11 protein-coding genes are annotated in these 13,970 nt (G+C 60.8%); 7 read left to right on the top strand and 4 right to left on the bottom strand.

The window, feature by feature from the left end; all coding sequences use genetic code 11:
* Window positions 1–42: 42 nt before the first annotated feature.
* On the bottom strand, window positions 43–624 hold the full coding sequence (locus VFW72_RS13310) for a YceI family protein (RefSeq protein ID WP_329674788.1): 582 nt from the start codon (window positions 622–624) through the stop codon (window positions 43–45).
* A 112-nt stretch (window positions 625–736) separates the two neighbouring features.
* On the opposite strand from VFW72_RS13310, the gene VFW72_RS13305 reads away from it, so the two are divergent.
* Entirely contained in the window at window positions 737–2,185 is a 1,449-nt protein-coding gene (locus VFW72_RS13305; RefSeq protein WP_329674787.1) for a 3'-5' exonuclease family protein, read from the top strand.
* On the opposite strand, the gene VFW72_RS13300 is transcribed toward VFW72_RS13305, so the two are convergent.
* Entirely contained in the window at window positions 2,118–3,152 is a 1,035-nt protein-coding gene (locus tag VFW72_RS13300) for an AraC family transcriptional regulator (protein WP_329674786.1), read from the bottom strand. The two genes, VFW72_RS13305 and VFW72_RS13300, sit on opposite strands and share 68 nt — an antisense overlap.
* A gap of 97 nt (window positions 3,153–3,249) precedes the next feature.
* Here VFW72_RS13300 and VFW72_RS13295 point away from each other — a divergent pair, with 97 nt between their 5' ends.
* The 3 genes from VFW72_RS13295 to VFW72_RS13285 all read left to right on the top strand — a co-directional run bounded on the left by VFW72_RS13295 (window position 3,250) and on the right by VFW72_RS13285 (window position 7,598).
* Entirely contained in the window at window positions 3,250–4,578 is a 1,329-nt protein-coding gene (locus VFW72_RS13295) for a cytochrome P450 (RefSeq protein WP_329674785.1), read from the top strand.
* Window positions 4,579–4,641: 63 nt separating this feature from the next.
* A complete protein-coding gene (locus VFW72_RS13290) occupies window positions 4,642–7,245 on the top strand; it encodes a hybrid sensor histidine kinase/response regulator (RefSeq protein ID WP_329674784.1) in 2,604 nt (867 codons plus the stop codon).
* Window positions 7,242–7,598, top strand: a complete 357-nt coding sequence (locus tag VFW72_RS13285; RefSeq protein WP_329674783.1) for a response regulator transcription factor — start codon at window positions 7,242–7,244, stop codon at window positions 7,596–7,598. The genes VFW72_RS13290 and VFW72_RS13285 overlap by 4 nt, the downstream gene beginning before the upstream one ends.
* A gap of 30 nt (window positions 7,599–7,628) precedes the next feature.
* On the opposite strand, the gene VFW72_RS13280 is transcribed toward VFW72_RS13285, so the two are convergent.
* Window positions 7,629–8,504 carry an alpha/beta hydrolase gene (locus tag VFW72_RS13280; RefSeq protein WP_329674782.1) on the bottom strand — a complete coding sequence of 292 codons (876 nt, stop codon included), beginning with the start codon at window positions 8,502–8,504 and terminating at the stop codon, window positions 7,629–7,631.
* A 16-nt stretch (window positions 8,505–8,520) separates the two neighbouring features.
* Between VFW72_RS13280 and VFW72_RS13275 the strand changes: the two genes are divergently transcribed.
* Genes VFW72_RS13275 through VFW72_RS13265 form a run of 3 tightly spaced genes read left to right on the top strand, consistent with a single transcriptional unit; the run spans window position 8,521 to window position 13,639 of the window.
* A complete protein-coding gene (locus VFW72_RS13275; protein WP_329674781.1) occupies window positions 8,521–9,216 on the top strand; it encodes a CerR family C-terminal domain-containing protein in 696 nt (231 codons plus the stop codon).
* 47 nt (window positions 9,217–9,263) lie between these two features.
* Window positions 9,264–10,478: an efflux RND transporter periplasmic adaptor subunit gene (locus VFW72_RS13270; RefSeq protein WP_329674780.1), complete on the top strand. Its 1,215-nt coding sequence runs from the start codon at window positions 9,264–9,266 to the stop codon at window positions 10,476–10,478.
* 17 nt (window positions 10,479–10,495) lie between these two features.
* Complete coding sequence (locus VFW72_RS13265) at window positions 10,496–13,639, top strand: efflux RND transporter permease subunit (protein ID WP_329674779.1); 3,144 nt, start codon at window positions 10,496–10,498, stop codon at window positions 13,637–13,639.
* Here VFW72_RS13265 and VFW72_RS13260 read toward each other — a convergent pair.
* Complete coding sequence (locus VFW72_RS13260) at window positions 13,530–13,967, bottom strand: nuclear transport factor 2 family protein (protein ID WP_329674778.1); 438 nt, start codon at window positions 13,965–13,967, stop codon at window positions 13,530–13,532. The two genes, VFW72_RS13265 and VFW72_RS13260, sit on opposite strands and share 110 nt — an antisense overlap.
* Window positions 13,968–13,970: the final 3 nt, after the last annotated feature.

Below are 13,970 nucleotides of genomic sequence, written 5' to 3'. Positions count from 1 at the left end.
GGCTATGCCTGACAGCAGCTGTCGTCAAACCCCTAACTTGCGTCACTCGTTGGCCAGCGCCTCGACTTGAATGCGTAGCGTCACATCCATGTTGAAGCCATAGGCCTTGCCCAGGTCCATCCCAAAGGCGTCGCGCTGGAAGGTGGCGGTGGCATCCGCTCCGCAGATTTCGCGTTTGAGCATGGGGTGAGGCATGCACTTGAGCTTCAGGATCTGGAGTTGCAAGGGACGTGTGACGCCATGCATGGTCAATTCGCCGTCTACCGTGGTGGGCATGCCCTTGTCGTCGAAGCCTGCCAATTTGCCTTTGTAGGTCGCGGTAGGGTACTTGGCGGTGTCGAAGAAGTCGGCGCTGCGGGCTTTGCTGTTCATCAGGTCCAGACCGAAGTCGATGCTGTCGGTGTCAACCGTGATGTTGATGCTGCTCTCGCGTGTCGCACGGTCGTACACGATGGTGCCCGCCGTTTTATTGAACTTGCCGCGCCAAACCGATAAGCCCGCCATGTGATCGGCCTCGAAGCTGGGGTAGGTGTGGGTGGGCTCGATCTGGTAGGTCACTGGTGCGGCGTGCGCGACCATGGTGGTGAGGGCTGCGAACATGGCAGCGAAGGTGATTCGGGTCATGGTCTCTCTCCGGGGTTCATGGTGCAGAAGGCGTTGTCGGGAGACGTTAACACGTTCATCGGTCAGAGGGGGCCTCCCAGGGAATGCGACCGACATCCATTAAAGTGGCAGGATGTCTGCTGTTCAGTCTCATCAGCCCATGGTTTTCGTGGACCTGGAAACCACGGGCGCGACCGCCACGGTTGATCGCATCACGGAAATCGGCATCGTGGAGGTCAACGAGGAAGGCGAGGTGCGCGAGTGGTCCAGCCTGGTCAACCCGCAGACGCCCATCCCAGGCTTCATTCAAGGACTGACTGGCATCACCGATGACATGGTGGCCTCGGCGCCCACGTTTGCCGAGTTGGCCGACGAGGTGTTGAGTCGTTTGCATGGCCGCTTGTTCGTGGCCCACAACGCACGGTTTGACTACGGCTTTCTGAAGAACGAATTCAAGCGACTGGGGCTGGATTTCAAAGCGCCAGTGCTGTGCACGGTGAAACTGTCGAGGCAGTTGTACCCGCAGCATGCCAAGCACAGCCTGGATGCCCTGATCGAGCGGCACGGCTTGCATATGCCTGCCCGGCATCGCGCCTTGGCCGATGCGGCTGTGCTGTGGCAGTTCTGGCAGGTGCTCGGGCGGCAGTTTGAACCCGACGTGGTTCGCCAGGCGGTGTCGCAGCTGACGGGGCGCAGCAGTTGGCCCACGCATCTCGATCCGGCTTTGCTGGATGCCATGCCAGAGCGGCACGGGGTGTACCTTTTCTACGGGGACAACGATTTGCCGCTGTACATCGGCAAGGCCAACAACTTGCGTCAGCGCATCTTGTCGCACTTCAGTGCCGATCACCGCCTGGCCAAGGAGATGAGCCTGTCTCAGCAGGTGCGACGCATTGACTGGATCGAGACCGAGGGCGAGATGGGGGCTTTGCTGAAAGAGGCCCAGTTGATCAAGCAATGGCAGCCGATTCACAACCGCCGCTTGCGGCGCAGCAATGAGTTGTGCACGTGGCGTTTGGTGCCCATGCAGAGCGGCGAAGACGAGGGACTCAAGCCTGAGTTGGCGTGGGCGCGCGATCTGGACTGGGGTGCGCAGCAGCAGGTCTATGGTTTGTTTGGCAGCCAGCGCGATGCGGTGAAAACCCTGCGTGAAATCGCAGAAGGGGCGCAGTTGTGTCTGGCCACCTTGGGGCTGGACAAGGTGCCTGCGGGGCGGCCGTGTTTCGGCTACCAGTTGCATGCCTGCAGTGGGGTGTGCGTGGGGCAGGAGTCTTTGGCCGCACACAGCGCTCGGCTACAGAACGTGCTGACGAACTGGCAGGTGCGCGTTTGGCCGTTTGATGGCCCGGTGATGGTGCGTGAAGGCCAGGCCTGGCATGTGCTGGATGCGTGGTGCTATCTGGGCTCGGCGCGAACGCAGGCCGATGTGCAGGCCTTGCTCAAGCAGGGGCGCCCTTCGTTTGACAAGGACACCTACAAGATTCTGGTGAGCTGGTTGCCCAAGCTCGGGTCGGTCATTTCGGTGAACGACGGCGAAGTGTTTTCGGTGTCGTTCCCTGCCACTTCCGCCACGCTTGACTGAAGGCGCTGCCTGATTGATAGCCCAACTCCCTGGCCAGTTGCGACAGGGGCAGTTCGGGGTTCTGGGCCATGCGTTGCTGGGCGTGCTGCATGCGTGCGGCTTGCAACAGCTCCCTCACGCTCGTGCCGTGTTCGGCCAAACGCCTTTTCAAGGTGCGTTCGCTGGTGTGCAGCAAAGTGGCCAGGCGGGGCAGGTGGCCACCAGCCTGGTCCAAGGTCAGGCGCAGGGTTTGCCGTACCTGTTCCAGCCAGTCTGCAGCGGGGGCCCGTAGTGAAGGATGCGATGCCGAGGCTTCGGCCAATGAGGCTTCCAGGGCCAGCGTCAAGGCTTGCTTCAGTCCGGGATTGGCTTGTCGCAGTGGCAAATCGAGCAGAAAGCGGGGCCCGGTCAGGCTGTTGGTGGTGCCGTCGAAGTGCAGGGGGCACTGAAAAATGCGGTGGTAGGCACTGAGGTCGTTGGGCCGGGCGTGGCAGAAGGTCACGCTCAGAGGTGTGGCGGCGCTGCCCGTGATCCATTGACCAAAACGCACCCAGCTGGCCAGCGTGGCCTCATTGATGGGGCGCAGCAAGGCGGGCGAAGCACCATCTGGGCGCCAGCACAGGGTGATGGTGTCGTCGGTCAGGGTTTGCTCAAAGTGGCCGTGGCCCATGACCAGGGCTTGGTAGCGCAGATTCAGCGCCAGCGCTTCTCCCACGGTTTCGCAGCTCATCAGGGCATAGCCCAGTTGATGCAGGTCGTCCGGCCGAATGGCTTCCCCGACCAGCAACGGCAAGCTGGTGTGTCCCGTCAGGGTGATGCCCGCCTGGTACAGGCACAGTACTTGGGGTTGAGAGATGCGGTGCCCTGCATCTTGCAATTCGGCTTCATCCAGGGCCGCGTGTTCAAGCAGGACCTGGCGGTCTGCCCCCAATTGGCAGGCGATGTCGAGCACATGGCGGACATAGCCGCTGGCATAGGTTGGAAGCATGCGTTGAGTTTACCAATTGGGCCTTGAAATTTATCAATTGGGCCAACTCGTGGAAACCATCACGACAAGCCTCCTGAGCTTGAGGAAGATGGCGGCCATGGCTATCGCAACTTCCTCCTCCATTCCGTACACCGGTGGTCTGCCCTGGGTGGGGCAGACCCTGGACTACCACCGCAATGCCTTTGATTTTTACTGGCGCGTGTACCAGGCGCACGGTGAGGTCAGCCGGTCCACGCTGTTGCTCAGGTCGGTTTACAACCTGCTGGGGCCTGATGCCAATGAGTTGGTTCTGATGAATCAGGCCGGCATTTTCAGCAGCAAGTCGGCGTGGGAAGAGGTGCTGCTGGCCTTGTTCCCGGGCGGTTTGATGTTGCGTGATGGGGCCGAGCATCGCTCGCATCGACGCCTGATGCAGGGCGCGTTCAATCACGAGTCCTTGCAGAGCTACCACCAGGTCATGCTGGGCACGGTGGATTGCACCTTGGCCAACTGGCCTCAACAGCAAGCGGTGCCGTTTCTGAACCTGGTCAAAGGTCTGACCTTGGAAATGGCCACCCAGGTGTTCATGGGTCAAGCCCCAGGCACGGTGGCCAACGAGTTGCAGCAAGACTTTGTCGACATGGTGCAAGCCAGTGTGGCTTTGCTGCGCTTGAATCTGCCCTTCCTGTCGTACGGCAAGGGCTTGGCAGGGCGGCAGCGCCTGGTGCGCTACTTTGCCGAGCGGGTGCCTGCCAAAAGGGCCAGCCAGGACCGGGATCTGTTCGCCCGTCTGGCTCAGGCCAAGGACGAGGCGGGCCAGAATTTCAGTGACGAGGATGTGATCAACCACATGATCTTCCTCATGATGGCGGCCCATGACACCACCACCAGCACCTTGACCAGCGTGGTGCGGGTGTTGGCCGAGAACCCACAGTGGCAGCATCGTCTGCGCGAGGAAATGCGAGCCTTGCCTGCCCCTCTGGCTTTTGCCGATCTGGCACACATGCCTTTGGCCGATCAGGTCATTCGCGAAGCCTTGCGCATGTACCCGCCGGTGCCCACCATTCCGAGGTTCGCCTCGGAGGCATTCGAATTCAAGGGGCATCTCATTCCTGCGCGCTCTTTGGTGGCGCTCAGCCCTCTGGTGTCGCATTACCAGCCCGATATCTGGACCGACCCTCACCGCTTTGACCCTGAACGATTTGCCTCGCACCGGGCCGAAGATCGCCGCCATCGCTATGCCTGGATTCCCTTTGGCGGCGGCGTGCACAAGTGCATCGGCATGCACTTTGCCGACAACCAGATCAAGCTGATCCTGTATCACCTGCTGCGGCAGTACGAATGGCAATTGGCCGAGTCGAGTCGGGCGCCTCAGATTGAATGGATCCCGATTTGCCATCCACGAGATGGCTTACCCGTGGTGTTGAGGAAAACCTCACACGACTGACCTATTTTCTTGCCTCGGAGGGCCGATAAGGAAGGGTGGTCTTTGGGCTGGAGGCACCCTTTCATGGATCCATTCAAGGTCAAGGTCTGGAACATGACCGAGATGACGGAGGCTGAAAAGCAGCAACTCCGTCTTCGTCGTTTGCTGCTGGCCCTCGTGGCTTACAGCATTCCGTTGGTCATGGTGGTGATTGCCTGGGCCATGGGGCTGGCGCGCACCGAGGCCCTGTACGTGTTCATCGCGGCGCCGGTCATCTTGAATTTGATCTTTTTCATGGCGATCAAGACAGGCCTGAATTTGCGCAGCCGCGATCCGAGTCTGACCATGTGGCAGATGCTCGGGGCCACGATGGCCGCACACGGTGCCTTGCACTTTGCCGGCCCAGCCCGGCACATCATGCTGATTTCCATGGTGGTGGGGTTTGGCTTCGGCATTTTCAAGCTGGGGGCGCTAGAGCTGGCCATCGTGTCCTTTGTCGGCGTGGCCCTGTACGCAATCGATGCCTGGTGGATCATTCATCATCAGCCAGGCGTGCTGAATCCGTCAGAGGAAGTCTTGGCGGTACTCACCCTGGTGGTGGTGGGGATCTGGATCTCCGTCTTTGCCGGACACATGAACAACTTCCGGCGCAAGATGCGCGAGGCCAATCGAGATTTGACCAAAGCGCGCATCGACGCGGAAGCGGCCAGCCAGGCCAAAGGCGAATTCCTCGCCAACATGAGTCATGAAATCCGAACGCCCATGAACGGCGTCATAGGCATGCTCGAAACGCTGTCGATGACCAAGCAAAGTCCTCAGCAAAAAGAGCTGACGGCAATTGCCAAGAACAGCGCTGAAAGCTTGCTGAGCTTGATCAACGACATCCTCGATCACTCCAAGATCGAGGCGGGCATGCTGGTGATCGAGAACATTCGCTTTGATGTCAGAGAGCTGCTGGAGAACATTGCGGACTCGATGGTGCTGACGGTCAGCAAGAAGAACATCGATCTGATTCTCGATATTGCGCCAGACATGCCCACGCAATTGGTGGGCGACCCCAATCGCCTTCGCCAGGTGCTGGCCAACCTGTTGAGCAATGCGGTGAAGTTCACCTCTGAGGGGCATATCCGCATCCAGGCTCGGGTGGTCGGCACCCCGGAGGCCGAAGGTCATGTGCGGATTCAGTTCTGCGTGGAAGATACCGGCATCGGCATGACAGCCGAGCAGTCAGCCAAGATCTTCGAGAAGTTCACGCAGGCGGATGTGTCGACCACGCGCCTGTACGGTGGCACGGGCCTGGGGCTGGCGATCTTCAAACAGCTGGTTGGATTGATGGGGGGCGAGTTCGGCGTGGAAAGCGAACTGGGCAAGGGGAGCCGCTTCCACGTGACCATGCCCTTCCCGGTTGAAGCCGAGGTGGTGCCGCCCTCTGCGGCCCTGGTCGGCAAGCGGGTGGTGTTTGTGACCGATGGGACGCCGCACGGTGAGGTGCTGCAGCAGGAGCTTCGACACCTGGGCTTAGAAGTTCAGGTGCTGGACGCCGGCTTCGCTGTGCTGGATTTTGGGGATCCGAACTCGGGCTACACCCCCCCTGATGCGTTCATTTTCTCCGCGCAAATGCAGGGCATTGATGCCCTCAGCTTGTCGCAGGCCTTGGTGGAAGATCCTCTGATCAAATCGATTCCTCGCATCAGCTACGGTCCGTCGATGGGTGTGCAGCCGATTGACGAGTGGGTGGCTGCTGGTTTGAAGGGCCATGTGACCCGCCCCGTGCACCAGGCGGATGTGCAAGCCGTGCTTCAAGCGGTCTTGCTACCTGGGTCGAGCCGTCGATTTGCCTGCAGACAAACCATGGTGGCTGGGGCTGAGCGTCAACTCGGCAGTGAATCGATTCACTTCAAGGGCAAGCGGATTCTGGTTGTCGACGACAACCCGGTGAACCAGAAAGTGGCAGTCAGCCTGCTGACGCCTTATGGTTGCGAAGTGATGTGTGCCAATAACGGTCAGGAGGCGGTGGACGTGGTGTCGCTGCAGCGCTTCGACCTGGTCTTCATGGACTGCCAGATGCCCGTGATGGATGGGTATGAGGCCACCCGACAAATTCGCTTGAGGGAAGAGCAGGGGGGGCGACGCTTGCCCATCATTGCCCTGACCGCCAGTGCCATGTCGGAGGACAGTGTCAAGTGCCGCCTCGCGGGCATGGACGACTACCTGTCCAAACCGATTCGTCCTCACACCATCGTGACCGTACTCGACCGGTGGCTGCATGGCACCCCCAATTTCATCAACGCGGATGCCGAGGGGCCGGCCGAGCCTCAGGCGGACTCTTGCGCAGAAAACGACCCGGCGCTGGAGGAATTTCAGAACATGAGGGAGGCCCTGGGAGATGGATATGAGGGGCTTGTCACGTTTTACCTTGAAGACGCCGCGGAGAAGTTGGATAAACTGAAAAAAGAGATCAAGTCAGACGCCGCGTCGAATGACGTCATGCAACTGGCTCATGCGCTCAAAGGCCCGTCGCTGGCGATGGGTGCGCGTGATTTCGCGCAGGTGCTTGGCGGCATTGAAACAGCGGCCCGCAGAGGGGATGGCCCGGGAGTCATGGCCTGTGCGTCCGAACTCGATCAGCAATTTGACCGTGTGCGACGGATTCTGCAGGATCTTGTCGCAACAGGAGTGGCAGCGTGAAAGTCGTGATTGCAGATGATGATGGCATCACTCGGCAGATTCTGCGTAATCTGCTGACCGAAGCTGGTCATGAAGTGATTGGCGAAGCCAAAAATGGACAAGATGTGGTGGAAAGCTGTTTGCTGCATCAGCCCGATGTGCTGTATCTGGACATTCACATGCCCATGTTGTCGGGCTTTGAGGCTTTGCCACAAATACGGCAAGCCTGCCCCAGCGTGCATGTGGTGATGATCAGCGCATCGTCCACCCTGGAGAACGTGCGTCAAGCAGCCAAGATGGGCGTCAGCGGCTTTCTGGTGAAGCCTTTCACGCCGGCCAAGGTGCTGGCCTCGCTGCCGAAGTCGAAGGCCTGAACACACCGAAGGCCGAGCGGCCTGATCCGCTCAACCCATGAGGAAGTTGTGCACCTGGGCGGCCGTTCTGGCCGGGTCCTCTTGCATGAAGCAGTGCCCACCCGGAACTTGCTCGGCCTGAATGAACTGATTGATCGACGCAGCCTGAACCGCTGACGGACCCACGAAAGGCATGGTGTCTTGCGCATGCAAGATCAGGGTCGGAATGCGGATGCGACCCACCGAACCCCACAAGCGCTCGGGTGCCGAGCTGAAAATGTCGGCCTCGCGCGAGGGGGCGCACTTCAACTCCACGCCACCGTCTGGTGTGTCTCTTAGCGCGTGATTCACGAAGGCGCGCAAGGCCTCGTCACTCCAGCCCTTATAGGTGCCACGTCCGTGCAGGGCTGCAAATGCCGCCTCGCGGTCAGGCCAATGTTTGCGACGGCGCATGGCCGCCTTGGCCAGAGGGGTCAGCCGCCCCGCACCCACCAGACTCACCACCGACATGCCCATCAGCATGGTGGGCGAAAACAGCACGGGGTCGAGCAGAATGGCCTTGCGGAAGGTGTGCTGGCGGTCAGCCAGCAACAAAGCCGTCAGCACGCCACCGAAGCTGTGCCCCAGCGCGAAATGAGGCACATCGGCGTAGAGATGAGCGTGGGCCTGGAAGGCCTGCATGGCCAACTCCGCATTGCGGTTCCAGCCCAGGAAGCGTTCGCCGTGGTCGCTGTCGCCATGCCCCTGGATGTCTGACAGCCACAAATCGAAGTCTTGCGACAGGTGCATGAGCATGGGCTCGTAGGTGCGCCCGCAAAACCCGTTGCCATGTAGAAAGTGGATGACGGGTTTGCCGCGCGGGGGGGTGTACCAACCGCGCAAGGTCAGACCCTTTTCAGAGGTGGGGTAAGTCCAGACTTCGAACATAGGCTACTATCGTGCCATGAAAATCAAACAAGCGCTTGATTTTGCTGTGGAGCCTGTTGAACCCGTCGAGGAAGCCGCCTCCCTCAAGGGTTTGCGGGCTCGTGAGCGCTTGATTGAAGAAGCCAGTCGCATCTTCGCAGACAAGGGCTTTGCCAAGGCATCAACACGGGAAATTTGCCTGGCTGCGGGCCAGAATGTGGCTGCCATTCATTACTACTTTGGTGACAAGGCCGGTTTGTATCGTGCCGTGCTGCAGCGGCCCCTGGAAGGCATGGCCTCGGTGTTTGCGCAGTTGTCTGCACCGGAGTTGACGCTGGAGCAAGCGCTGCATCTGTTCATGTCGGCTTTGCTGTGTCCTTGGGGGCATGATGAGCAGGCAGAGTGGTGCTTGCGGCTGCATCTGCGTGAAATGATCGAGCCCACGCATGAGTACAAGGATGTGATCGCGCAACACATTCTGCCGCTGCACACGCAGTTGGTGGAGTTGCTGGCTCGGCATGTCGGGGCGACCCAGGTAGACGATGCGCTGCATCAACTGGCCTTTGCCTTGGCGGCCATGGTGCATGACTACGGCATGTCGCGCGAGTTCATGAATGTGTTGGCCCCCTCTTTGCTGTCTGGAGATGGGGCACTCGACCAGGTGTTGTCTCGCTTGGTCGGTTATGGATTGGCCCTGGTGGAGCACGAGCGTCGTGTCCGCCAAGGCGGTTGATTTCAATCTCAAATTTTGGCCCTTGGAGGCCTGCAAGGAAGAAGCCCATGATGACGAGGGAGAAGCACACACGCCGCGCAGTCCAGATGCTGTCTGTACTGGTTCTGGCCGGTTTGCTCGGAGCTTGCGGAAAGAAGGGCGAGGCCACCGCTTCGCCAGGTGATGCCACTGCGGCCTCAGCCGCGAAAGCAGCAAGCCCGCGGGCGTCTGCTGAGGTGAATCCGGCGTTGACGGTCAGCACTGTGTTGCCAGAAACAGCTGCCTGGCCGGTGGCTGTGGCGGCCAATGGTTCGATCGCCGCCTGGCAGGAAGCCAGTGTGGGCGCCGAAGTGGGCGGGCTGCGCCTGGAGCGCGTCCTGGTCGAGGTGGGTGACAGTGTGCGCAAGGGCCAGGTCATGGCCGTGCTGCGCCAGGACAGCGTGCGCAGCGAGGTGGCCCTGTCGAAAGCCGCTTTGACCGAAGCCGAGGCCATGTTGGCTGAAGCCAAGGCCAACGCGGCCCGGGCTCGCTCCCTGCAGCCCACCGACATGATCAGCAAGCAAGACGCCTTGCGCGCCACCACGGCAGAGCAGACAGCCACCGCCCGTGTTGATTCGATGCGAGCCCAATTGGCGGTGAATCAGTTGCGTTTGGCTCAAACCGAAGTGGTGGCGCCTGACGATGGGGTGGTCTCGGGTCGTACCGCCACCGTGGGCGCCGTGGTGCAACCTGGCCAGGAATTGTTCCGCCTGGTGCGTCGTAACAGGCTGGAATGGCGAGCAGAGGTTGCCGCAGCCGATCTGCATCGAATCAAGTCGGGCATGGTGGCCCGACTCGCCGCTGCAGGCGGGCCAGCCCTCACAGGCAAGGTTCGCACCGTGGCCCCCACTGTTGATGCGAACACGCGAAGTGGTCTGGTCTATGTGGACCTGGATGCCGAGGGCGTGAAAACCAGTGGCGTCAAGCCCGGCATGTTTGCCAATGGCCAGTTTGATATTGGCCAGGCACAAGGTCTGACCGTACCCCAAACCGCGGTTCAATTGCGCGATGGCTTTGCCTATGTGTTCCGTGTGGGCAGTGACAACAAGGTGGCGATGACCAAGATTCAGGTCGGCCGCCGCATGTCGGATCGGGTCGAGGTACTCAAGGGCCTCGATGCCAGCACCCCCGTGGTGGCGTCTGGTGTGGGCTTCCTGACCGATGGCGACACGGTCCGTGTGGTGGCCGCGCCTGCGTCGACATCTACGCCGGCATCTGGCGTCACATCGGCAGTTGCCCGCTGAAACGAGAGGCCTGAACCATGAACGTATCAGCCTGGTCCATTCGCAACCCGATTCCGGCGTTGCTTTTGTTCGTGCTACTCACGCTGGGAGGCCTGCTGGGTTTTTCCAGCATGAAGATCCAGAACTTCCCGGACATTGATCTGCCCACGGTGACCGTGTCGGCCGCTTTGCCTGGGGCTTCGCCGGCACAGCTGGAAACCGAAGTGGCGCGCAAGATCGAGAACTCGATTGCCACGCTGCAAGGGGTCAAGCACATCTACACCAAGGTGCAAGATGGCGCGGTCACCGTGACCACCGAGTTCCGCCTGGAAAAGCCCACGCAAGAGGCGCTCGATGATGTGCGCAGCGCTGTCTCCCGTATTCGATCGGACCTGCCCGGTGACCTGCGCGACCCGGTCATCAACAAGATGAATCTGTCGGGTATGCCGATCCTGACCTACACGGTGGCGTCTTCGCGCATGGACGACGAGGCCCTGTCGTGGTTTGTCGATCACGATGTGACCAAGACCCTGTTGGCGGTCAAGGGGGTGGGTGCCATCAACCGCGTGGGCGGCGTGAACCGTGAGGTTGCCATCGAGCTGGACCCTGCCAAGCTGCTGGCACTGAACGCCTCGGCCGCCGACATTTCTCGCCAGTTGCGCAATGTGCAGCAGGAAGCCTCCGGCGGGCGCGCTGACATCGGTGGGGCCGAGCAATCGGTGCGCACCATTGCCACCGTGCAAACGGCTGAGGAACTGGCTGCGATGGACATTGCGCTGTCCGATGGCCGGCACATTCGACTCGACCAGGTGGCGACCGTGCGCGACACCGTGGCCGAGCAGCGTTCCGGGGCCTTGCTGGATGGCAAGCCCGTGGTCGCGTTCGAGATCGTGCGATCGCTGGGCGCCGGTGAAGTCGAGGTGGAACATGGCGTGAAGGCCGCACTGGAGAAAATGCGCGCCAAGCATCCGGAAATCGCCATCACCGAGGCGTTCAACTTTGTTGATCCCGTGTCGGAGAACTATCACGGCTCGATGTACCTGCTCTACGAGGGGGCCATTCTGGCCGTGATCGTGGTGTGGTTCTTCCTGCGCGACTGGCGTGCCACCCTGGTGGCTGCGGCGGCGCTGCCGCTGTCGGTCATCCCGGCTTTTGGTGTGATGTACCTGTTCGGTTTCTCGATCAACGTGGTGACCTTGTTGTCGCTGTCGCTCGTGGTCGGCATCCTGGTGGATGACGCCATCGTGGAAATCGAAAACATCATGCGCCACCTGCGCATGGGCAAGACACCCTACCAGGCGGCGATGGAGGCCGCTGATGAGATTGGCTTGGCGGTGATTGCCACCACCTTCACCCTGATTGCCGTGTTCCTGCCTACCGCGTTCATGAGCGGCGTGGCGGGCAAGTTCTTCGTGCAGTTCGGCTGGACCGCGGCGATTGCGGTGTTCTTCTCTCTGGTCGTGGCTCGCATGCTGACCCCCATGATGGCGGCCTACATCCTCAAGCCGATCACCAAAGAGCATCCGGACCCTTTGTGGATGACGAAGTATCTGGGGTGGGCGCGTTGGTGTTTGAAACACCGGATGCTGACTTCCTTCGCGACCGTGGTCTTTTTCGTGGGCTCGTTCTTCCTGGTGGGCTTGTTGCCGACTGGCTTCATTCCACCTGATGACCTATCTCAAACCCAGGTCACGATCACATTGCCACCGGGGAGTGTCTATTCGCAGACTCGTGAGGTGGCCGAGCAGGCGCGAACCATCGTCTCACGCAACCCGCATGTCAAGAAAATCTATACCGCCATTGGCGCGGGTGCCGCTGGCGGGGATCCGTTCATGCAAGGCGGCGCCACCGAGGCGCGCAAAGCAACCCTCACACTGAACCTGACGCACCGCACGCAGCGCGCGGGCACCAGCAAGCAAGACATTGAAGCGCAATTGCGCCAAGCGCTGGAGGTATTGCCGGGTGCCCGCATCAACATCGGCTTCGGTGGTTCCGCCGAAAAGTACATTCTGGTGCTGGCCGGTGAAGATGGCCGAGTGCTGGCGGAACACGCCCAGTTGGTGGGGCGCGAGTTGCGCACCATTCCAGGCATTGGCAATGTGACTTCGACCGCCAGCCTGGTTCGGCCCGAACTCATCATTCGCCCGGACACGGCCAAGGCGGCAGACCTGGGTGTGAGTACCGCAGCCATTGCCGACACCTTGCGTGTGGCCACCATGGGTGACTACGATCAGGCCCTGCCCAAGTTGAACCTGTCTCAGCGCCAGGTGCCGGTGGTGGTGCGCCTGAAGCCCGAGGCGCGTGGCGACATCGATCTGTTGTCGCGCTTGCCCGTGCCCGGTGCGCGCGGCCCGGTGCCCTTGTCAAACGTGGCGGAGCTGCGTATGGACAGTGGGCCCGCGCAGATCGATCGCTACGACCGCTTGCGCAACGTCAACTTCGAGATCGCCCTCAATGGCCAGCCCTTGGGTGAGGTCGAGAAGTTGGCCATGAACCTGCCCAGCATTCGCAACATGCCACCTGGGGTCACGCAGACCACCGTGGGTGATGCCGAAGCCATGGGTGAATTGTTCGCCAGCTTTGGTCTCGCCATGCTGACGGGCGTGATCTGCATCTACGTGGTGCTGGTGCTGCTGTTCCACGGTTTCGTGCAGCCTGTCACCATCCTGGTGGCTCTGGTCCTGTCGGTGCCGGGCGCGTTCTTTGCCTTGTTCGTCACCCACACAGCGCTGTCCATGCCGTCCATGATCGGTTTGATCATGCTGATGGGCATTGCCACCAAGAACTCGATCCTGTTGGTGGACTACATCGTGCTGGCCCGCAACGAGCATGGCCTGAGCCGCTGGGAAGCGGTCATTGACGCTTGCCACAAGCGGGCGCGCCCGATCATCATGACCACCATCGCGATGGGTGCCGGCATGGTGCCGATTGCCTTGGGTGTGGGGGTGGACCCGAGCTTCCGCTCGCCCATGGCCATTGTGGTGATTGGGGGCTTGATCACCTCCACCTTCCTGAGCCTGCTGGTCATTCCGGTGGTGTTTACCTACGTGGACGACCTGATCAACTGGTCGCTCAAGTGGACGCGGAAAGGCGCCGCGTCAGCCAACGCACCAGGGGGCCCAGAAGCGGCAGTCGGGCATACAGCTCTTCAGCCGGATCCCAATAGTCCCGGTGCTGCGTGATGCGGCCATCTGAGGCATAAGTCAAACGAGTGGCGCCATGGATGCGCCACTCTTTTTTTCCGGGGCGCTGGATGATGAAGTCCCAGGTCAGCCAGGCATGGTCATCAACGGTGTCGGCGCTGAGCACTTCGAAGCGAGGCGAGTTCAGGGTCTCGAACATGTGGCTGAACACCCGCTCGATGGCCTTCAAACCCTGGACGTGGTTGAAGGGGTCTTTGAAGCGCGCGTCGCGCGTGTAGAGCGCTTCGAGCTGCGACAGGCTGGCCGGCGTCAGGTTTTCAAAGAAGTGGATCACGCGAGCGGTTCGCGCATCGATGTGGGAGGTCATGTC

This window comes from Aquabacterium sp., assembly GCF_036273115.1.
Classification (GTDB): domain Bacteria; phylum Pseudomonadota; class Gammaproteobacteria; order Burkholderiales; family Burkholderiaceae_C; genus Aquabacterium.
Note: the sequence above shows the minus strand (reverse complement) of the source record. Positions and strands in the feature narration are given on the sequence as shown.